The organism is Massilia genomosp. 1 (assembly GCF_011682185.1).
Classification (GTDB): Bacteria; Pseudomonadota; Gammaproteobacteria; order Burkholderiales; family Burkholderiaceae_D; genus Telluria_A; species Telluria_A rubra.
The window spans coordinates 57,606-78,627 of the sequence record NZ_WHJF01000018.1; the positions used below are offsets into that span (position 1 = coordinate 57,606).

Genomic DNA, 21,022 nt, shown 5'->3' on the forward strand with positions numbered 1-21,022 from the left:
TTCGGGCTTGTCCGCCAGAAGCAAGCTGCACAGATTGGACGCAATCCGGCAGAAATATTGCGTCTGGCATCAGGCTAATGATCAGGGAGCATCAAACGATGAAACCAATCAACGCTGATGAGAAGGCGCGCCGGGCGCGCGGCTTACGCCGCCAGCGGCAGCACGGCGCCCAGCGCGACCCCGCCCGCCACATGCCAGGCATTGCGGTAGCCCAGGCGGTGCAGGCACTGCGCCGCCTTGATGCTGCGCGCGCCGCTGCGGCAGAAGAACACCAGCGGGCGCTCTTGCGCGCGCAGCCACACCGACAGGCGGTCGGCCAGGCGCGACAAAGGCACGCTTTCGACGGCATGGCCGTGCCAGTGGCCGGCATCGGCCGCTGCGTGTTCGTAGGCTTCGCGCACGTCGATCAGCAGCGCGTCGGGATGGTCGTTGAAGAAGCGCTCGAGGCCATGCGCCTCGAGCTGCATCGCCAAGGGGTTGGCGGCCGCGATGGCGCCGCCGCGTTCCGCCAGCAGGGTGGTGCAGGCCGGGCTTGACGCCTCGCTGGCCTGGCACACGATGGTCTTGCGCGAGACCAGTTCCGCCAGTTGTTGAATGTCGGCGTCGGGGCCGGTGAAGGCGAAGCGCACGTCGCCGGCGGCCAGGCCCGCAGCCGAACGCTCGCCGAACAGGTAGCTGGCGCCAATGCCCTGCTCCACGCGCGCCAGCAGGCGGCTGCCGAACATGAGCGCACTGGCGGCCTGGCCGTTATCGAGCGTGACCTGGTCGGCCAGCGCGGGCCAGCCCAGCGCTTCGTGGCTGATGCCGCCGGCCAGCTGGCCGCCCAGCGCCGCCACCAGGGCCGCGCGCCCGGTGCCGCCGCCGTGGGTGTCGATCACCGCGCGCACGCGGTAGCCCTGGCAGCGCACGAAGTCGTTGATGCGCGCCGCCAGCGGCGCCAGCGGATTGACGATGGCGCAGGTGCGGCTGGTGGCGTCGAGCAGCAGCCAGGTGCAGGCGCCGTCGAAGCCGAGTTGGATCACGCCGTCGCCATCGGCTGCGGGCATGGCCGACGGCACCAGGCAACTGGCGCGCAGGGCCGCGCCGCAGCGGGCGATGCGCTCGCAGGCGGCGTCGATCAAGGCCTCGTCCGCCATCGGCCCGAACGACATGCGCACCGCCGCCGCGCAGCGCCACGGCGCCAGGTCCATGGCGGCCAGCACGTAGCTGGGCGCCGCCTTGGCCGCCGAACAGGCCGACCCCGCGCTGACGCGCACGCCGGCGGCGTCGAACAGGTCGAGCAGCTCCTTGCCGGCCAGGCCGGGTACCGAAAAATTGAGGGTGGTCGGCAGGCTGGTGGCGAACGGCGCGTTGAACACGATGCCGGGCAGGGCTTCGCGCAAGGCCGCGGCCAGGCGTTCGCGCATGCGCACCAGTTGCGCATGACTGCGAAAGCTGGCGCCATCAATCAGCGCCGCCAGCACCGCGCCCAGGGCGGCGATGCCGCTCATGTTCTCGGTGCCGGAACGCTGGGCCGACTCCTGCCCGCCGCCCATCATCAGCGCGGTGTACGGCGCGCCATCGCGCACATACAGCATGCCGATGCCTTTGGGCGCGTACAGCTTGTGGCCGGAGAACGGCGCGTAGTCGATGCGGGTCGCGGCCAGGTCGAGCGACAGCTTGCCGAGCGCCTGCACGCTGTCGACCATCCACAGCGCGGTTGGCGCGCATTCGCCCAAGAGCGCCTCAATGCCGGCCAGGTCGGAAATGACGCCGCTTTCGTTATTCGCGGCCATGGTGCAGACCAAGGCGGCGCGCGGCGCCAGTTCGCGCAGCACGTCGAGGCGATGGCGCCCGTCGCCATCGACCGGCAGGGCGCGCAGTTCGAGATTGGTGCCGAGCAGCGTATTCCAGTGCGCCAGGCTCTCGGGCACCGCCTTGTGTTCGGTGGCGCCGTACAACAGCAGCTCGCCGGTCGCTTCGCCCCTGGCGCGGCGCGCGCGCACCTCGCACAACGCCGACAGCACGGCGGTCTGGATGCCTTCGGTGGCGCCGCTGGTAAACGTCAGCCTGCCCTGCCCCGCGCCGAGCACGCGGCGCGCCAGTGTACGCACGCCGTCGAGCATGGCCTTCGCTTTCAGGCCGGTGGTGTGACTGCTGCTGGGGTTCCCGTAGCAGTCGCGCATGGCCTGCGTGGCGGCGGCAAGCGCTGCCGGATGGACGGCCGATGTGGCGTTTGCGTCAAGGTAGATTTCGGTATGCATGGCGGCTGAAATGGAGGTGTCATTCTTGCGTGATATGTTATCGGCTAAAACGTGAGAAAATATGCCAAAGTTTGCTCAAATACGTACTCGTTTAGCATATTCATCTCACATTTCAGCAGAAAGCAGAATGAGTTCTCTCGATAAGTATGATTGCGCCATCCTCGCGGCCTTGCAGGCCGATGGCACCCTGTCGATCGCGGGCCTGAGCGAAAAGGTCGGTTTGTCCAGCACCCCGTGCTGGAAGCGCGTCAAGCGGCTGGAAGAAGAAGGCTACATCCAGAGCCGCGTGAGCATCATCGACCGCGACAAGGTCGGCCTGCCGGTCACAGTTTTTGTGAGCGTGCGCACCACCGAACACGATGAAAAATGGCTGGCCCGCTTCGCCGCCGCCGTCATCGCCCTGCCCGAGGTCATGGAGTTTCACCGCATGAGCGGCGACGTCGACTACCTGCTCAAGGTGGTCACCACCGACATCGGCGGCTACGACCGCTTTTACAAAAAGCTGATCAAGACGGCGCACATCACCGGCGTGTCGTCGGCGTTTTCGATGGAGCAGATCAAGTACACCACGGCGCTGCCGCTCGACCTCATTTCGCAGCGCCTGCCCGCTTAAAACGGCATATAAAATTGCCCGGAATCGTGCGATGATGCCGCTGTCCAGACCAGAGGAGAGACAAACGCATGGCATCGAACAACTACAGCATTCCTTTCGCCGCAGCCGCTTTGCTGCTGGTTTCCCACACCGCGCTGGCGCAGGAGCAGGTCGTCAAGATCGGCGTCACCGGCCCGCTCTCGGGCGCCAACGCCTTTGCCGGCAAGGATAACGAAAACGGCGTGCGCCTCGCGCTCGAAGAACTCAACGCCAAAAAAATCAGCATCGGCGGCAAGGCGATCAAGTTCGAGCTCAAGTCCGAAGATGACCAGGGCGATCCGAAAGCGGGCGTGGTGGTCGCGCAAAAACTGGTCGACGCCGGCGTGCGCTTCGTGCTCGGCCCCTACAACTCGGGCGTGGCCATTCCCGCCTCGCGCGTCTACAACGACGCCGGCGCGCTCATGTCCACCGTCGGCACCAATCCGAAGGTCACGCAAAGCGGCTACAGCGGCGTGTTCCGCATCGTCGCCAGCGACACCCAGCTCGGCGCCTCGATGGCCGGCTACGCGGCCAAGCAGTTGAAACTGAAAACCATTGGCGTGATCGATGACCGCACCGCCTTCGGCCAGGGCATCGCGATGGAGTTCGTCAAGCAGGCCAAGGCGTCCGGCATCACCGTGGCGGGCCACGAGTTCACGACCGACAAGGCGACCGATTTCGCCGCCATCCTGACCAAGCTCAAGTCGAAGAACGTCGATGCGATTTTCTTCGGCGGCTACGCGCCCCAGGGCGCACCGATGGCGCGCCAGATGCGCGCGCTCGGCCTGAAAGCCAAACTGCTCGGCGGCGACACCCTGTGCAGCCCCGAAATGGCCAAGCTCGGGGGCGACGCCGTCGGCGAAAACGTGCTCTGTGCGCAAGGCGGCGCGATCCTGGAAAAGCAAGCCGACGGCCCGGCCTTCCAGGCCCGCTACAAGGCGCGCTTCAAGCAGGCGCCCGACGTGTACGCGGCCTCGTTCTACGACCAGGCGATGTTCATCGCGCAGGCCATGAAGTCGGCCAATTCGCTCGATCCGTCGGTGGTGGCCGCCGCCATGCGCGCCGGCAGCTACAAGGGCGTGGTGGGCAACTACGCCTACGATGACAAGGGCAACATGTTGCGCTCGGCCGTCACCGTCTACACCTTCAAGAACGGCGTGCCTTCCGCGCTGGCCACTTACTGATGCGCGGCTCCCTGCTGCTGGCGGCGGCGCTTGGCGCGGCCGGCCTGGCCACGCACGCCGCCGCCCAGACGCCAGCGTCCTTGACGCCGCCGCTGTCCCACTTCGTCATGGCGCAGCAGGCGATGCCGGCCTTTATCCAGCGCTACCAGCTCGATTACGCCAGTCTCGACAAGCTGTACACGGTGGCCAACGGCACCGCGCGCGCGCGCCAGATGCAGGAGTTCTTCACGCAGTGGCGGGCCGCGCTCGACACGCTGCCGTTCGACAGCTACGGCGTGGAAGACCGCATCGACGTGGTCATGATGCGCAACCAGATCGACTTCGAACTGCGCGAACTGGCGGCCCAACGCCGGCGCTTTACCGAAGCGGAGCCCCTGGCGCCATTCGCGCGCCCCTTGATCGACCTGGCCGAAGCGCGCCGCGTGATGCAGGCGCAGGATGGCGCGGCCAGCGCGGCGATTCTGCAGCAAGCGCTGGTGGCGGTGCGCAAGGCGCACGAAGCGCTGCTGGCGGGGCCCGACATCAACGCGCGCAAACCGATGGCGTCCCGCAGCGTGGCCAACCGCGCCGCGCAGGTGCTGGCCACCACCGCGCGCGACCTGAAAGCCTGGTACGGCTACTACGAAGGCTACGATCCGCAACTGACCTGGTGGGTCAAGCGACCCTACGCGGACCTGGACAAGGCCATGGGCGAGTACGCGGCCAGCCTGAACGAGCGGCTGGTCGGCAAGGCCTCGGCCAAACTGCTCAATGTGACGGGCGACCCGATCGGCCGCGATGGCCTGGTCAGCGCGCTGCAGCGCGAAATGATCCCGTACACGCCGGAAGAACTGATGGCGCTGGCCGAAAAAGAGCTGGCCTGGGGCGAGGCGGAACTGCGCAAGGCCTCGGCCGAGATGGGCTTCGGCAGCGACTGGCACGCGGCCATGGAAAAGGTGAAAACCATGTACGTGGCGCCGGGCGAGCAGCCGGCCATGGTGCGGCGCCTGGCCAAGGAAGCGATCGACTACATGGCGACCAACAAGCTGGTGACGGTGCCGGAAGTGGCGCGCCGCAGCTGGCGCATGGACATGCTCTCGCCCGAGAGCCAGTTGATCAGCCCCTTCTTCTTGGGCGGCGACACGATCCTGGTGTCCTACCCCACGGCCGACATGACGCATGAGCAGAAAATGATGTCCATGCGCGGCAATAACCCGCACTTTTCGCGCGCGACCGTGCAGCACGAGCTCATTCCGGGCCACCACCTGCAGCTGTTCATGTCCGAGCGCTACCAGCCGCAGCGCCGCCTGTTCGATTCGCCCTTCTACGTCGAAGGCTGGGCCGTGTACTGGGAAATGCTGCTCTACGAGCGAAACTTCGCGGTCACACCGGAAGACCGCATCGGGATGATGTTCTGGCGTAATCACCGGGCGGCGCGCATCCTGTTTTCGCTCGGCTTCCATATGGGTAAAGTCACGCCCGAGCAGGCGGTCGAGATGCTGATACAGCGCGTCGGCCATGAGCCGGACAATGCGCGCGCCGAGGTGCGGCGCTCGTTCAATGGCGATTATCCGCCGCTGTACCAGGCCGGCTACATGGTCGGCGCGCTCCAGCTGCGCGAACTGAAACGCGAACTGGTCGACAGCGGCAAGATGACGCTGCTGGACTACCACGACCGCATTCTCGACGGCGGCATGCTGCCCATCGAACTGGTACGCGCGCGCCTGAAGAACGAAAAGGTGGCGCGCGACTTCAAGCCGCTCTGGCGCTTCTACAAGTAAGGTGTCGCTGAACCTCAGCGCCGCAAGCGCTTGAGGAACACCGTCATTTCGCGCGAGGCCTGGATGTCGCCCTGCTTCACGGCGACCTCCAGTCCTGTATTCCATGCCGCTTCGGCGTCGTCCAGCCGGCCGAGCGCTTGCAGGGCTTTGCCGAGCAGCTTCCAGGCGGCCGAATGCAACGGGTTTTGCTCGGTCGCCCGCTGCAAATGCAGGACAGCGGCCGCGGCGTCGCCGTCTTTCAGGCAGGCGTTGCCCAGGCCGAAGCGCAGCAGCGCGTTGTCGCGCCCCGACGCCAGCAGTTTTTCGAGTTGTTCGCGCATGGTCCTCTCCTATTTTTTGCCGATCCGGCGCGCCAGCAGCGCCGCCAGTGCGGGCGCCAGCGCGAAGCTGGCGAACAGCCACAGTGCCGCCGATTGCGCACCCGCCTTGCCTCCCGGCTCGGTGAGGCCGGCGGCATTGGCCACCAGCCCCGCTACCGCCGCGCCGATCGCCATGCCGTACAACTGCACGGTGGTGATCGCCACCGAGGCCAGGCCGCCCTCGCCCGCCGGCGCCAGGGTCAGCACGCGCGTGAGCAGGTGCGGCCAGCCGAGGCCCACGCCGGCGCCGGCGGCGGCCAGCGCCGCGCCGTACAACAGCATCAGCATGCCGGGCGAGAGCGCATCGGCGGCCGGCACCAGCAGCGCCAGTGCCAGCAGGCTGACGGCGCCCAGCAGCGGGCCGGCGCGCAGCATGGTCACGGCGCCCGCGCCCTGGCGCCCGGACGAGAGCATGGAACTGAAGCTCCAGCCGGCCGCCATGGCCGCCGCCAGGTAGCCGGCGGCCAGCGGCGTATAGCCATGCAGGGTCTGCAAAAAGTAGGGCACGTAGATTTCGGTGGTGGTGCCGACCAGGAGCAAGGCCACGCTGGTGTACACCGCGCCCAGGGGCGAGGCCAGTTCGCAGGTCGCGGACGGCAGCAGGCGCACCGTGGACCTGCGTTCGACGGCGATCGCCGCCACCCCGAGCGCGATCCCGGCCGCCACGCCGGCGCCCTGCCACGCCAGCGCGCGCGACAAGCCGCCGGCGGCCACCGCCAGCACCGAGGCGGCCAGCAGCGCGATCTGCGCCACCGGAATCACGGGCCTGGCGGATGGGGCGGCGGCCGGACGCAGTCGCGCGGCCACCAGCATGGCTTGCAGCAGGGCCACCGGCAGCAGGGTCCAGAAGGCCCAGCGCCAGTGCCCGGACTGGGCAAACAGGCCGCCCACGGCCGGCCCGCACAAGGTCGCCACGCCCCACATGCCCGACACCAGCGCCACCGCGCGCGGCCACAGGGGCGCCGGGAACACCACGCGAATGAGCGAGTAGCTCAGGGCCGCCAGCGCACCGCCGCCCAGGCCCTGCACGCTGCGCCCGGCCAGCATCCACGGCATCGAGGCCGCGCTGGCGCAGGCGGCCGAGCCGAGCGCGAAGATGGCGAGCGCCGCCAGGCAGGCCCCGCGCGGACCGGCGCCCGCCAGCAGGCGCACCGACAGCGCCGCGCCGATGATCGAGGCCACCACGAACAAGGTGGTGTTCCACGCGTACCAGTCCAGGCCACCGATATCGCGCACCACCGACGGCAGCACGGTGGTGACGATGTGGACGTTAATCGCGTGCAGCGCCACGCCCCCGGTCAGGGCCAGGGCCAGCACGCCGTTTTGGCCGGAAAACAGCGCGCCCCAGGAGGCAGTGGTAGGTGTGGCAGTGTTCATGGTTCTTTGATCGACAGGACGTCGGGATTGGCTTAATATGCAAGAAAACGTTTGGATAATAAGGCGGTGCCGTGAATTACGCAAGCAAATCGTTGGATAACTCGACCGAGGGCAAGCCCGCCGAGCGCATCCTGTTCTTCATCAAGTCGAAGGGGCCGAGCCCCACCGCCAGGCTGGCGCAGATGCTGGAAATGACGCCGGAAGCGGCGCGCCAGCAGGTGCAAAAGCTGGTCGCGGCGGGTTTGATCGAGGGCCGCCAGCAGGATGCGGCCGGGGTCGGGCGGCCGCGCCAGGACTGGGTGCTGACCGACGCCGGCAACCGGCGCTTCCCGGACACGCACGCGCAGATGACGGTGCAGCTGATCGGATCGATCCGCCAGTTGTTCGGCGAAGAAGGGCTCGATAAACTGGTGGCGCAGCGCGAGAACGAAGCGCGCCTGCTGTACCGGCAAGCCTGCCACGGCGCCACCGTGCCGGAGCGCCTGGCGCAACTGGCCGAGATCCGCACCGAGGAAGGCTATATGGCGCGCATCGAGTCCGACGCGCAGGGCTGGCTGCTGATCGAAGACCATTGCCCGATCTGCGTGGCGGCGCGCACCTGCCAGGGCTTTTGCCGCTCCGAGTTGCAGCTGTTCGCCGAGATCGCCGGTCCCGGCGCGAGCGTGACGCGCGAGCAGCATGTGCTGGAGGGCGCCACGCGCTGTGTTTACCGGATCGCGCCGCTACAAAAACTTGCTTGATGGACTCAGCCGGAGTGGTCTATGCTGCGCGCATCTGAACAATCGCGGAGCTGACATGACAAGCAACAAACCCACCGGCATCGGCAAGCTGTTCGTCGCCGCCTGCCTGATCGAGGGCCTGACCTGGACCGGCCTGTTGATCGGCATGTTCCTCAAATACACGACCGAAACGACCGACCTGGGCGTGTGGCTGTTCGGCCGCCTGCACGGTTTCGCGTTCATGTTTTACGTGGTGGTGACGGTGCTGGCCGCGCTGCGCCTGCGCTGGCCGTGGTGGGCCACCCTGATCGCCGTACTGGCCGCGGTGCCGCCGCTGGTGACGATTCCGCTCGAAATCTGGTACAAGCGGCGCGCCATGCTGACCGAAGCGCCAGCGGCGCGCTGACAAAACAAAGCCGCTCCCGACAACACGGAGAGCGGCTCGAATGGCAGAGGCGACGGGCTTGGTGCGCGCGCTGCCGACCGGGAAAATCCATCCTCCCGGGCAGGCGTTATGCGACCAAAAAATCGCGTATCCTGTCTGCCGCGTTCATTTTTCACCGGATAACTATTATGCATAAGATGTTTGCCCAGACCGCGCTGTGGAGCGCGCTCGCCCTGACCTTCGCGCCCGCCGTGGCGCTGGCCGCGCCGCCCGCCGGCAAAGTATCGGGCGTAGTATCGGCCCAGGCCAAGAAGCAGCTCGCTACGCTGGCCGCCGACTACTACGAAACGCTGGCGCGCTTCGATCCGGTCGACGCCACCGAGCGCGGCGACAACCGCTTCGACGACCAGGTCGGCATGAGCATCGGCCCCAAAGAGCGCGCGCGCCAGAACGCGCGCTACAACGTCTTCCTGAACCGCCTGCATGCGCTGGACCGGCGCGCGCTCGACCTGCGCTCGCAAACCAACTACGACGTGCTTGAATTCGAGTTGAACAGCCTGCTGTCGTTTTCCAACCTGCCGGAACTGATGCTGCCGCTGAACCAGATGGACGGTATGCCGGTCACCATCGCCAACTACGCCGGCGGCGACGCCGCCCAGCCGCTGAAGACGGTCAAGCAGTACCAGGCTTACCTGAACCGCCTGACGCAGCTGCCGGCGTGGATCGACCAGGCCATCGTCAACATGCGCGAAGGGATGCGCGTGAACGTGACCTTGCCGCGCGCGGCGGTGGCATCGATGCTGCCGCAGTACCAGAAGCTGGTCAGCGCCAAGGCCGAAGATAGCATTTACTACACCCCGATCCGCAACATGCCGGCCGGTTTTTCGGCCAGCGACAAGGCGCGGCTGACGGCCGGCTACCGCAAGGCGATCGACGCCAGGCTGGCGCCGGCGCTGGTGCGCCTGGCCACCTTCATCGAAAAGGAATACCTGCCGGCGGCGCGCACCAGCACCGGCTGGAGCGCACTGCCCGAGGGGAAGGAGTGGTACGAAAAAAGCGTGGCGGTGCGCACCACCACCAATCTCACGCCGGAGCAGATCCATGCGATCGGCCTGAAGGAAGTGGCGCGCATCCAGGGCGAATACGCCGTGGTGGGGCCGAAGATGGGCTACACCGGGCCGGCGGCGGAGCTGCCGGCATGGGTGTCGCAGCAGGCAAAATTCAAGCCGTTCAAGACCGACCAGGAAGTCATCGACGTGTACCGCAAGCTCGATGCGCTGCTGCGCACCAAGCTGCCGGCCCTGTTCACCCTGATGCCGAAGGCGCCGCTGGACCTGCGCCTGGAGCCGGAACTGTCGCGCGCGACGGCCTCCGACCATTACTCGGCGCCGGCCATGGACGGCTCGCGGCCGGGCGTGTTCTGGTCGGTGGTGAACGATCCGACCCAGTACGGCAGCACCGGCATGGTGACCCTGTTCCTGCACGAGGGGCAGCCGGGCCACCACTTCCACATCGCCCTGCTGCAGGAACTGGACTTGCCCAAGTTCCGCAAGTTCAGCGGCAACACGGCCTACACCGAGGGCTGGGCGCTGTACGCCGAAACCCTGGGCAAGGAGATGGGCCTGTTCGACAAGCCGGAGGATTATTTCGGCCACCTGAACGATGAAATGCTGCGCGCGGTGCGGCTGGTGGTCGATACCGGCATGCACGCCAAGGGCTGGACGCGCGAACAGTCGATCCAGTACATGCGCGACACCCTGGGTTACCCGGAGTCGATGGCCAGGAGCGAGACCGAGCGCTATATGGTGTGGCCGGGGCAGGCGCTCGGCTACAAGATCGGCGCGCTCAAGATCACCGAACTGCGGCACCGCGCCGAAGCGGCGCTGGGCGACAAATTCAGCCTGCCCAAGTTCCACGAGATCGTGCTCGAAGACGGCACCTTGCCGCTCTCGCTGCTGGAAGCGAAGGTCGATCGCTGGATCGAGAAGAACCAGTAAGCGGGTCGCTGCATGCGGCGCGGCCGCATGCAGCGCTCGACCGTGAGCAGCGCACCAGCTTGAGCAACCCTCACCAAATTCGCGGGGTCGCCATCGCGCGGCACCACACCGCCATTTCTTTTGATTGGCATCGTTATCCGCCTCAGATTTACGCACTTTCCACTTGGAAATTTGTACAGCCTGAGCGAATGCGAAGTCGCCAAAATACCTTCAGCTTCCGCGTCCCGCCATGATCCGTCGATCAGGGCGGGACGCAGAAGCTGCGCGCTTTCCCATCATTCAAATTGGATTCTTATGCATCGCTTTTCGTATACCATTGCCAGCGTCATGCTGGCCACATTGAACGTTGCCTGTACCTATTCCACTCCCAATTATGTTGCTGCGGAAAAGAATGTCGCACGTCTCAAGGAATTGTCCCCATCGCAGACCAAGGTTGGCACATTTAGCGTGCGCGACGGCCTTCCGGAATTATCCGTGCGCGGGCACGCGCTTACTTCCCCGTATGCAAATTCCTATGGTGCGTACCTGGCGGAAGCATTGAGGCAGGAATTGGCGGCGGCCGGGCTTTTGTCCGACAAATCCGGCCTCGAAGTGTCTGGCCATTTGCTGAAAAACGACATTACCAGCTTCACCGATGCATCGGTCACCGTCGAAGCACGTTTTGTCGTACGCCGGGACGAGACTGTGAAATATGACTCGGTCAAACTCGTCAAACGCCCATTCCCGACAGCCCTTGAAGGCGGCACTGCGATCCCCCGCGCTATCTACGAATATCAGTTCGCGATACAGGATTTGCTGACGGAGCTGTATGCCGATCCAGACTTCGCTGCGGCGGTCAAATGAGGCCCATTATGTTGAAACCCGCATTGACCTATCCGCTCGTGGCAATGATCGCGGCGCTTTGCAGCGCCTGCACTGGACCTTACGTCGCTCCGACCAGCGGTCCAGTGGCACACTTGCGCCTGGTGGACGTCTCTCCCAACCTGGATGCACGCATTTCCGTTTTTGGCCAACCGAGTTGTAATGATACACCGGCATTCCTCACAAATTTTGGACGCGACAGTAGCAGCGTCAACCCTGTCCTGATGCAAAATCTGAACATGCCGATGCAAGTGACCAAGCAGAAAAACACCGAGATCCTGATTCCCGCAGCGGTTTCATACAATGTGCGTCTGTATGCAGAGAAAGGCGGCATGGGCGGTAATGGAAACTGCATCATCGACGTGCAATTTTCCCCGCATGAAAATGGAAACTATCAAATCGATGTTGCCGACATCTGGACCAGCTGCGAAATGAAGGTCTTCAACATCGAGAAAAATACTACTGGAACGGGGTATATAAAAATACCTCATCCGGGAGTTCGCCCGAAAAAATGTGGCTGACAGCCTTACTGGGTCTGTCGCCTCCTGCGTAAATTGACTTAACCCTGGAACAGCAGGCATTCCCTGGGGGGCACCGAACCCTGCGCGGGTCGGGCGCCCCGCCCTTGGCAGGATCGACGGACGCGGGCCTTACATCACCGACAGCACAGGATAACGGCGCCACTCCGGCTCCACGTAACGCGCGCAGTTGGCGAAGATGAAGTCGAGCACCGCGCCCTGGTCCGACAGCAGCGCCGGATTGGCCGCTTTCCAGGCCTCGAACTTGGTGTTGAGCGCCGGCTCCTCACGCAGCAGTTCGGCCGCGTGGTCTTCGAACACGTAGTCCGAATACGCTTCCTTCTTCTCCAGCACACTGTTAAAGAAACCCCAGCGGAAAAAGCTGTCGTGGCCCTGCGGCTCCAGGGTTTCGATGGCGTAGCGCGCCATGTCCTGGTTCAGCTCAATGAACCAGTCGCCCGCGCGCAGGGTCACGGCCTCGGTGAAGGCCTCGAGCCGCACCTCGTCATGGAACATATGGCCTTCGTAGGCGTTCGCGCGCGAGTCGACCGAGACGATGCGGTAGCAGCGCACCTCTTGCATGCGGTCGGCCTCGATGCGCCGCATCGCCACGCCGTTCCATTGCAGGCGCTCGACCACGTCGCGCCAGGCTTGCGGCACCACATACGCGCGCGGCGTGGCCACCACGATATCGGCCGGGAAGCTGTTGAAGTAGGCGATGTCGCGCTCCCACGGTTCGTTGCGGTCGTACGACAGGCGCGTGTAATTGCCGATCACGCTGGGCGTGTACTTGGCCGCGTAGCCCCGGAACGGAAAGGTCGACGGCTTGCTGGCGTCCATCGACCAATGCACCGGCCACTCGCGCCGGGTCTTGCCTTCGTCGCGCGCGGCGCGCCGCAGCGCCTGGATGGTGGGCGCGTGCGCCACCGTGAAGTCGAGCGCCGTTTCGACCAGCGCGCGCATCGCGTCGTAGCGGTCGGCGAAGGGCTTGAGCATGTGCGTCTCGGGCATGAAGCCGATGGTGTGGTGCAGCGCCGCGAAGCCGGTGGAGAAACGCGGCGTCTCCAAAAATTCTGCGATGCCGTGATCCGGGCTGTCCTTGACCGGATTGACGTACGGGCAGGTCGGCCAGCCGCGCCGCGCCATCTCGCCGAACATATGCGGCAGCATGGTGCCTTGCAAAAATTGGCCGAGGGCGCCGCCAAGCTTGTCGGTCTGGGTGTGAATCAGGGTCATCGTGTACGGATAGTCGGCGCCGTTGGAGGTGTGCGTATCGACCATCACGTCCGGGTCCCAGGCCGTGAACAGCTTGTTGAAGACCTGCGCGGTGAGGCTGTCGCACTTGACGAAGTCGCGGTTCAGGTCGAGGTGGCGGCTGTTGCCGCGAAAGCCGAACTGCTCGGGGCCGTCCTGGTTCACGCGCGAGGTGTTGGCGCGGTTGATGCCGCCGTCGACGTTGTACAGCGGGACGAACAGGAAAACGGTGTCGCCCAGCGCGGCCAGGCGCGCCGGCTCGGTGCAAAAGTCGCGCACCAGCGCCATGCAGGCGTCCACCCCTTCCGGTTCGCCCGGATGGATGCCGTTATTGTTGAAGAAAACCGGGCGCCCCTCGTCCTTGATGCGCTGGCGGTCGAACACGCCGTCGCCTGACACAAGGCCGGCATGGATCGGCAGCCCGCCATCGGAGGTGCCGACCACGTCAAAGTGCAGCACGCCGGGATAGCGGCGCGCCAGCTCCTGGTACCATGCGATGCAGTCAGCCCAGGTCGTGGTCTGGTTCTTGTTGCCCTGTTCGTAGGGCGTTTTCAATTCGTTCGACATTGTGTGTTGTGCGATGAAGGTTAAGACGGTGGGAATGAGGTACAGCGATCAGACGGTTTGTGCGATCGGCAGGGCGATGCCGACCACGGTGCCTTTGTCAGGCTCGGAACTGAAGTCGATGGTGCCGCCCAGCGCGTACACGCGTTCGCGCATGCCGATGATGCCGATGCCCGACGAGGCGCTGGCGGTGCTGAAACCGGCGCCATCGTCGGCGATTTCGATGTGCAGGGTATCGTCCTGCTCGGACAAGGTCATGGCCACCTGCGCGTGCGTGGCGCCGGCGTGCTTGAGCACATTCGACAGCGCTTCCTGCACGATGCGGTAGGCCGAAATGGCCAGTTCGCTCCCGAGGCCCGAAAAATCGCCGTCGGAGTGGAACTGGAAATGGCATTCCGGATGGCTGGCGTCGTAGTGGCGGATCATTTCTTCCACCGCGCCGTGCAGGCCGAGCATGTCGAGCACCTCCGGGCGCAGGCGCCGCACCAGGCGCCGCCCGCTGGCGTACAGGTCGAGCGTGAGCTTGGTGATGGCTTGCGACTTTTGCTTGATCTCGTCGATCATCGGCCCCTGCTCCACCTTGCCGGCCAGGTGCAGGATACTTTGCGACTCCAGGCGCGCGGCGATCAGCGAGGCATTGAGTTCATCGTGGATTTCGATGGCGATGCTCTTGCGCTCATCTTCCACGATCGAATTTACCTTTTGAATCAGCTTGCGCTTGTCGGCATCGGCCTTGAGCGCCTCGTTGCGCGATTCGACCAGGTCCTTGGTGCGTTCGGCCACCTTGTTTTCCAGGTCCTGGCGCGAGCGGCCCAGCGCCACCGACATTTCGGTGATCGATTCCTGCAGCTCGCCCACCTCGCCGCCGGTGGTGACCGGCAGCGCCACCTGGTAGTTCCCGCCCCGGATTTCGCGCAGCGCGCCGATCGAGGACTTGAGCGGAATGGTCAGGCTGCGCGCCAGCACGTACGCCAGCACCCCGCTGACGACCAGCGCCAGCGCGGCCATCGCCAGTTCGACCTGGAAGCGGCGCGCCTGCTTGTGCAGCATGTTGGTGGGCGACATCGTCACCCGCACGTAGCCCACCACCTCGGTCGGCACCGTGGTCGGCTTGGTGTCGCTGGAACCGGAGACGTGCGGCACGCCATTGTCCGAGAACAGGTTAATCCAGATCATCTGCTTCTTGATCGGGGCTTCGTAAAAGCGGTCTTCGCCGATGGCCGAACCCTGCGAGGTGACGTTGATGGCGCCTTTCTGGTTGGCGTCGACCACATCGATGCGGTGGATGCTCTTGTCCGACTGGACCAGGCCATTGATGGTCAGGCGCAGGTCGGACAGGTTGCCCGAGATGACGTTGTATTCGCTCGTTTCGGCCAGCGCCTTGGCCAGGATGCGGCCGCGCTCTTCGAGTTCGAGCGCCACCTGGGCGCGGTGCGAGTACCAGGAGTAGCCCACGAAGGACGAGAACAGGAACACCACCGGCAGCATGGTGATGAAGGCCATGCGGGTGCCGATGCTCCAGCTTTGCCAGAATCGCAGGTTCATTGGCGCCTCGCCGGTGGACGGCGCGTGAAGTGGCGGGCGGTGTCGTCGACCGCCACGTCGAGCGAGCGCGCCACGCCTTCGTTGATGACAGTGCTGAAGTAGCGCGGGAACTGGGGCGGCGCCAGTTCGCCCGTGGCGACGTATTCGTTGGCCACGTCGGCCACCTGGGCGTTGATCTGCTCGATGGTGGAATAGGTGGTGGCCAGCGCGCCGGCCATGACCATGTCGGCCGAAAAGCCGATCACGGCCTGGTTGTGGCGGTAGGTCGAGAGCAGGATGTTGCGCACGTTTTCGGTGTTGTAGACGCTGCGGTCGGGCATGGCCAGCAGGACCTCGGTTTTGCCGATGCGGTTCAGGACCACGTTGATATCCTCACTGGGGTCGTAATGTTCGATTTCGGCGATGCCTTGCAGCGTCGGTTTCAGAAAACCCGTATTGCTGCTGACGATGGCGGCCACGCGCACCGGGCGTTTGTAGAGCAGTTCGATCAGGCGCAGCTGGTCGACCGGGGCCGGCTCGGCGTAAATCGCCGTCATCGACAGGGCGCGCTCGGGTTGCAGGTTTTCGGTCACGGAGCGCCACACCTGGCTGGAGGTGAAGGCGGCGATGACCACGCAATCGCACTTGCGCGCGGCCACGTTGCGCAGCGCGACCGGGCCGATGGCCACGTACACCATGCGCCGGTGCTGCGCCAGCTCGGTGCGAAAGCCGCCGAAAATCGGCATCAGCTGCTTGTACAAGTCATCGGCGATGCGGCGCGTGACGCCGGAATCGTCGGCGGTGACGATCTGGAAGCGAAAACCGGTGGGGTCGGTGGAGTGCGTGGGGTTGATCACGCCGGCGGCGCCGGCGGTGGTGGCCAGGGTGAGGCTGATGGCCAGCGCGATGGCCGAAAAACGCCCACTGCCACCGTCGTCCCCGCGAAGGCGGGGACCCAAGTTCGTAGCGCAGCCAATCACTGAGCGAAGAACTTGGGTTCCCGCCGTCGCGGGAACGACGGTACGAAGGTCATCGTCCGCTATGGATGCCGCCGTCAGGCGCACAACGATCGGGCGGGCACACGCAGTCGCGACCCATCTCCTCAAGCCTGCGAACACGCGACCTCCCACTACGGTTCGATCAAGCCGTACTTGACGGCCAGCTTGGTGATATACGCCTGCCGGTGCACGCCCAGCTTTTCCTTGACCGACTGGCTGATATTACTGATGGTCTTGGTCGACAGGTTGAGCTTCTCGGCGATTTCGGCGTTGGTCAGGCCTTCGGCCATCAGCTTGAAGATCTCCAGCCCGCGCTGGTCGAGCTGCGACTGCGGCGAGGCGTCGCCGCGCACCGACAGGTTGGCCAGGCGCTCGGCGATCTGCGGCAGGAAATACAGCTTGCCCTCGTGCGCATGGCTGACCGCCGTGGCCAGGTCGGCCGGGTCGCAATCCTTGGTGACAAAAGCGCGCGCGCCGAGGCGGTAGGTCTCCTTGATCAGGCTATCCTGGTCGAACTGGCTCAGGAACACGATGCGCGCTTGCGGGAACTTGGCCAGGATGCTCTTGGCCGCGTCCAGCCCCGTCAACTCGGTACCGAAGCGGATATCGAGCACCAGCACGTCCGGATCGAGGGCGGCATACATCTCTTCGGCTTCATCGGGCGTCTTGGCCTGCCCCACCACATCCATGCCGACGCCGGCCAGGGACATGGCGAAACCGGTCATCACGATGGGATGGTCGTCCGCCAGCAAGACCCGAATCGATTTTTGCTCTGTCTGCACTTGTACTCTCCACGGGTGAAGGCTGCGTCCGCTTACTCCGCCTTGCCATTGAATCGCATCAATGTGTGCGACCCGACGGCAGGCACGCCGCGCCTACCAGATTATTTCACACATCCGCCCCCGACGCGAGCCATGACCCTGCCAGCAAGATTTACCACCAGAATGACCCTCGTCTAATCGAACGCAGCAAAATAGTTACTACGAAAACCCTTTTCAATTGCTAGGACATAGCATATATTTGATCCATGGACTGGAAAACAGCAGTGCGGCCTTCCACCATGCGACCCATTTCGTGAACACAACAATACGGAGCACACCATGCATTTCTCTCAACAGCACATCGGCGCCAGCAACAAATTCACCAAAATGGCCATCGTGACCGCGCTGCACCTGGCCGTTGGCGCGGCCCTGATCCACAATATGAACCGGGTGCCGAAGGCGGGCGACCTCGTGCCGCCACCGCTCACGGTCACCACGGTGACGCCCGAAAAACCGGTCGAGCCGCCGCCGCAAGCGCAGAAGTACGAGCCGGCGCCGACGCAGCCGACCATCGTCATTCCCAAGCCGATCGATACGGTGATCGAGACGCGCCCCGACACCATCGTCGCCGAAGTGTTCGACAAAGTCTTACCGCCGCCGACAGTCACCCCGCCGACCCGCACGGTCGATCCCGTGGTGACGCCGGCGGTGACCCGGCCGGCCGTCGAGAAGCGCACCGCCGTGCTGGCCGACGCCTCGGCCTGCGTCAAGCCGGACTACCCGGCACGCGCCGCCCGCGATGGCGCCACCGGCACGGTCAACCTCGCGCTGCTGGTCGGCGTCGATGGCAAGGTGACCGACTCCCGCGTCGACAAGTCGAGCGGATCGCGTGAGCTCGACAAGGCAGCCGTGGCCGCCCTGAGCCTGTGCAAATTCAAGCCGGCCACGGTGGGCGGCGTAGCCGAACCGGCATGGGCGCAGATCGCCTACGTCTGGACGCTCGACTAAGCGATGCAGTCCGGCGCGACCGCTACCCCGGCCGCGCCGATGCGGATCGACAGCGGCATTACCGGCAAGGGCAGTGTGGCGGGACTGGCCGCCCTGCTGCTGCTGGCCGCCTGCCTGGCCTGGCTCGCGCTGCTCCCCGCCGCGGCGACGGCGCACGATGCCGGGCCGGCGGATTTTTCGCTTGACCGCGCGCTGGCGCATGCGCACTTCCTGGCGCAGACGCCGCGCCCGATCGCCGGCGACGCCAACCTGCGCGCCCGCGACTACCTGCTCGAAAAGCTGCGCGCGCTCGGCCTGGCGGGCATGCATTTTTCCGCAACGTCAGATAGCGGCGAGGCGATGCTGTCGCTGATACGCGCGTTCGGCGCCCGCCCGCTGGCAGCCATCGCCGCGCCGGAGCGGGTGTACTTCAGCGTACCGCTGGCCGGCGTGCTGCACTACCCCGAACACATCGTGTGGGACATCACGCGCGTCGCCTGCGCGCTATGCCTGGTGGTGTGCTGGGCGCTGCTGCGGCGGGGCGTGGCGCGCACCGTCCCCTTGTCGCTCGCGGGCGTGCTTGCGCTGCTGATCGTCGTCAGTGCGGCCAGGCCCGGGGCCAGCTACCTGCTGGCGTGGCCGCTGATCGGCGTGCTGCTGGGCGCCGGTGCGCTGCACCTGCCGCCGGCCGGCATCACTTACCTGGCCGACGCCACCACCTGGAAATCGTACTGGCTCGACGGCGCCGGCGCGCGCGCGCCCACCGAAGCGCCGCGCGCCGGCATCGCCTTTCCGCAGGTGCGCATGCTCAAGGATGAAGACACCCCGGCGCGGCGCAAGGTAGCCTTTGCGCTCACCTCCAAAAACGCCGCGCCGAGCATTCAACTGCGGGTCGAAGGCGCGCGCGTGCTGGCCGCGCGCTTCGACGGCCGCACGCTGGCCACGCGGCGCGGCGGCGACTGGACGCTGACCTTGCACGGCATGGGCGAGCGGCGCCTGGCCATCGACCTGGAGATCGAAGGCGGCAGGCCGGCGCGCGTGTTGATCGAAGAGTCGATCCCCGGCCTGCCCGCCGATGCGGTCCCCGCGCGCCGTATCGACGCCTCGCGCAACGGCCGCACGCTGGCGACGGACACGCTGGTGCTGCGTTCGCGGGACGCGATTTCCTTTGCAAACGGTGCGGCGGAATGGCATACAATGTTTCGCTTCGTCCTCCCTGGACGCCGTATTTACCACCTCTTACCGCACTAGGAACCCATGCAAAAGATGCTTTCCTCCTTCGTGAGCACGGCCCTGGCTACCAGCCTGGCCGTCGCTTTCCCCGCGTACGCCGCCGGCGCCGCCTCGGCCCCCATCGTCAAGGAAGCGCCGTTGCGCGCCCACCTGTCGTTCCTGTCGAGCGACCTGCTCGAAGGGCGCGGCACCGGCCAGCGCGGCGGCGACCTGACCGTGGCCTACCTCGAAGCGCAGGCGCTGGCCGCCGGCCTCAAGCCGGGCAACGGCGAGAGCTTTCGCCAGTCGGTCAAGATCGCCGGCGTGAAGTCCACGCCGACCACCAGCAGCGTGGCGCTGGAAGCCGGCGGCAAGGCGCAGTCGCTTTCCTTCGGCAAGGATTGGGTCTGGGCGCCGGGCGACGCCAGGGACGTGCATGCGATGGATGCGGAACTGGTCTTCGTCGGCTACGGCATCACCGCGCCGGAAGAAGGCTGGGACGACTACAAGGGCATGGACGTCAAGGGCAAAGTGGTGGTCATGATGGTCAACGACCCGGCGCCGACCGCCGCCGAGCCGAATCGCTTCAACGGCAAGGGCCTGACCTATTACGGCCGCTGGACCTACAAGTTCGAAGAAGCCGCGCGCCAGGGCGCCGCCGGCGTGCTGCTGATTCACACCGACGCCTCGGCCTCGTATGGCTGGAGCGTGGTGCAAAACAGCTGGCTCGCCGAACGCTTCCAGCTGGCGCAAGGCAAGCGCGGCGCCAGCATGGAAGGCTGGATGACGGAAGCAGCCGCGCGCACCCTGTTCACCGCCGCCGGCGAAGACCTGGACCTGCTGCGCACCGCGGCCGAGACCAAGAACTTCAAGCCGGTCGCGCTCAAGGCCAGGGTCAAGGGCGAGATGAAAGCGGCCGTGCGCATGGTCGAACAGTTCAACGTGGCCGGCGTGGTGCCGGGCACCGATCCGAAGCTCAAGGACGAAGTCGTCATCTACAGCGCCCACTGGGATCACCTGGGCAAGCAAGGCAACGGCGACGACAACATCTACAACGGTGCGGTCGACAATGCGTCCGGCAGCGCCGGCCTGCTGGCGATGGCGCAGGAAGCGGTGCGCGCGCCGGCCAGGCGCAGCCAGATGTTCCTGTGGGTTGCGGCCGAAGAACAGGGTTTGCTCGGTAGCGCGGCTTACGCCAGCAGCCCGCTGTGGCCAGCCGATAAAACCGCGGCCAACCTGAACCTGGACAGCCTCAATTTCGTCGGCGCGGCCAAGGATATCGGCACCAAGGGCAGCGAACGCACGGAGCTGGGCGCAATGGCCGACGCCACCGCCAAGGCCATGGGGCTGGCGGTGCGCGCGCCGGAGCCGGACCTGGCGGGCGGCTACTTCCGCAGCGACCATTTCAGCTTCGCCAAAGCGGGTATTCCGGCCTTCTCGATCGAAGGCGGCAAGGACTACGTGAAGGATGTCGAAGGCGCCAAGGCCAAGCAGGCGGCGTACCGCGCGCGCTACCACCAGGTGGGCGACGAATATGACCCGACTTGGGATTTGTCGGGCATGGTGCAGCAGGCGCAGTTCACGCTGAACCTGGGTTTGCGCGTGGCGAACGCGCCGAAGATGCCGGCCTGGAAAGCCGGCGACGCCTTCGGCAAGGTCCGCGCGTCAGCCAAGTAAAGAAGCAAAGG

The 21,022-nt window shown here is 65.6% G+C and carries 18 protein-coding genes; 11 read left to right on the forward strand and 7 right to left on the reverse strand.

The features are described 5' to 3' along the window. Window positions 1-143 precede the first annotated feature (143 nt). The gene (locus tag F1735_RS09270) at window positions 144-2,243 is read right to left on the reverse strand and encodes an aminotransferase class V-fold PLP-dependent enzyme (RefSeq protein WP_167236669.1); all 2,100 of its coding nucleotides are present in this window, start codon (window positions 2,241-2,243) and stop codon (window positions 144-146) included. Between the two features lie 127 nt (window positions 2,244-2,370). Between F1735_RS09270 and F1735_RS09275 the strand changes: the two genes are divergently transcribed. The 3 genes from F1735_RS09275 (at window position 2,371) to F1735_RS09285 (ending at window position 5,818) form a co-directional block, all read left to right on the forward strand. After that, a complete protein-coding gene (locus F1735_RS09275; RefSeq protein ID WP_167236670.1) occupies window positions 2,371-2,856 on the forward strand; it encodes an Lrp/AsnC family transcriptional regulator in 486 nt (161 codons plus the stop codon). Window positions 2,857-2,924: 68 nt separating this feature from the next. After that, entirely contained in the window at window positions 2,925-4,058 is a 1,134-nt protein-coding gene (locus tag F1735_RS09280) for a branched-chain amino acid ABC transporter substrate-binding protein (RefSeq protein ID WP_167236671.1), read from the forward strand. Beyond that, entirely contained in the window at window positions 4,058-5,818 is a 1,761-nt protein-coding gene (locus F1735_RS09285; protein ID WP_167236672.1) for a DUF885 family protein, read from the forward strand. The genes F1735_RS09280 and F1735_RS09285 overlap by 1 nt, the downstream gene beginning before the upstream one ends. Before the next feature lie 14 nt (window positions 5,819-5,832). Here F1735_RS09285 and F1735_RS09290 read toward each other — a convergent pair whose 3' ends face one another. Together F1735_RS09290 and F1735_RS09295 are read right to left on the reverse strand one after the other, a co-directional pair. After that, window positions 5,833-6,138, reverse strand: a complete 306-nt coding sequence (locus F1735_RS09290) for a tetratricopeptide repeat protein (protein WP_167236673.1) — start codon at window positions 6,136-6,138, stop codon at window positions 5,833-5,835. 9 nt (window positions 6,139-6,147) lie between these two features. Next, window positions 6,148-7,554 (reverse strand): MFS transporter, encoded by a 1,407-nt coding sequence (locus tag F1735_RS09295; protein WP_167236674.1) that lies wholly within the window; start codon window positions 7,552-7,554, stop codon window positions 6,148-6,150. 71 nt (window positions 7,555-7,625) lie between these two features. Between F1735_RS09295 and F1735_RS09300 the strand changes: the two genes are divergently transcribed. From F1735_RS09300 to F1735_RS09320, 5 genes are all read left to right on the forward strand, one after another. Further along, window positions 7,626-8,294 (forward strand): helix-turn-helix transcriptional regulator, encoded by a 669-nt coding sequence (locus tag F1735_RS09300; protein ID WP_167236675.1) that lies wholly within the window; start codon window positions 7,626-7,628, stop codon window positions 8,292-8,294. A 55-nt stretch (window positions 8,295-8,349) separates the two neighbouring features. Next, the gene (locus F1735_RS09305; RefSeq protein ID WP_167236676.1) at window positions 8,350-8,679 is read left to right on the forward strand and encodes a DUF3817 domain-containing protein; all 330 of its coding nucleotides are present in this window, start codon (window positions 8,350-8,352) and stop codon (window positions 8,677-8,679) included. 167 nt (window positions 8,680-8,846) lie between these two features. Then, window positions 8,847-10,655, forward strand: coding sequence for a DUF885 domain-containing protein (locus F1735_RS09310; RefSeq protein WP_167236677.1), 1,809 nt, complete (start codon window positions 8,847-8,849; stop codon window positions 10,653-10,655). A gap of 294 nt (window positions 10,656-10,949) precedes the next feature. After that, entirely contained in the window at window positions 10,950-11,498 is a 549-nt protein-coding gene (locus F1735_RS09315) for a hypothetical protein (RefSeq protein ID WP_167236678.1), read from the forward strand. A gap of 8 nt (window positions 11,499-11,506) precedes the next feature. Continuing rightward, a complete protein-coding gene (locus F1735_RS09320; RefSeq protein WP_167236679.1) occupies window positions 11,507-12,037 on the forward strand; it encodes a hypothetical protein in 531 nt (176 codons plus the stop codon). Between the two features lie 129 nt (window positions 12,038-12,166). On the opposite strand, the gene F1735_RS09325 is transcribed toward F1735_RS09320, so the two are convergent. From F1735_RS09325 to F1735_RS09340, 4 genes are all read right to left on the reverse strand, one after another. Continuing rightward, complete coding sequence (locus F1735_RS09325; RefSeq protein ID WP_167236680.1) at window positions 12,167-13,855, reverse strand: M14 family zinc carboxypeptidase; 1,689 nt, start codon at window positions 13,853-13,855, stop codon at window positions 12,167-12,169. 48 nt (window positions 13,856-13,903) lie between these two features. After that, window positions 13,904-15,397, reverse strand: a complete 1,494-nt coding sequence (locus F1735_RS09330) for a sensor histidine kinase (RefSeq protein ID WP_167236681.1) — start codon at window positions 15,395-15,397, stop codon at window positions 13,904-13,906. After that, window positions 15,394-16,335 carry a hypothetical protein gene (locus tag F1735_RS09335; protein ID WP_167236682.1) on the reverse strand — a complete coding sequence of 314 codons (942 nt, stop codon included), beginning with the start codon at window positions 16,333-16,335 and terminating at the stop codon, window positions 15,394-15,396. Before F1735_RS09335 ends, F1735_RS09330 begins: the two co-directional genes overlap by 4 nt. Window positions 16,336-16,505: 170 nt before the next feature. Next, window positions 16,506-17,156, reverse strand: coding sequence for a response regulator transcription factor (locus F1735_RS09340; RefSeq protein ID WP_126077256.1), 651 nt, complete (start codon window positions 17,154-17,156; stop codon window positions 16,506-16,508). A 318-nt stretch (window positions 17,157-17,474) separates the two neighbouring features. On the opposite strand from F1735_RS09340, the gene F1735_RS09345 reads away from it, so the two are divergent. The 3 genes from F1735_RS09345 to F1735_RS09355 are packed head-to-tail and all read left to right on the forward strand — an operon-like array spanning window position 17,475 to window position 21,011. Then, window positions 17,475-18,143 carry an energy transducer TonB gene (locus tag F1735_RS09345; protein ID WP_167236683.1) on the forward strand — a complete coding sequence of 223 codons (669 nt, stop codon included), beginning with the start codon at window positions 17,475-17,477 and terminating at the stop codon, window positions 18,141-18,143. Between the two features lie 3 nt (window positions 18,144-18,146). Next, complete coding sequence (locus F1735_RS09350; RefSeq protein WP_167236684.1) at window positions 18,147-19,373, forward strand: hypothetical protein; 1,227 nt, start codon at window positions 18,147-18,149, stop codon at window positions 19,371-19,373. A gap of 6 nt (window positions 19,374-19,379) precedes the next feature. Next, entirely contained in the window at window positions 19,380-21,011 is a 1,632-nt protein-coding gene (locus tag F1735_RS09355; protein ID WP_167236685.1) for a M28 family peptidase, read from the forward strand. Window positions 21,012-21,022 lie beyond the last annotated feature (11 nt).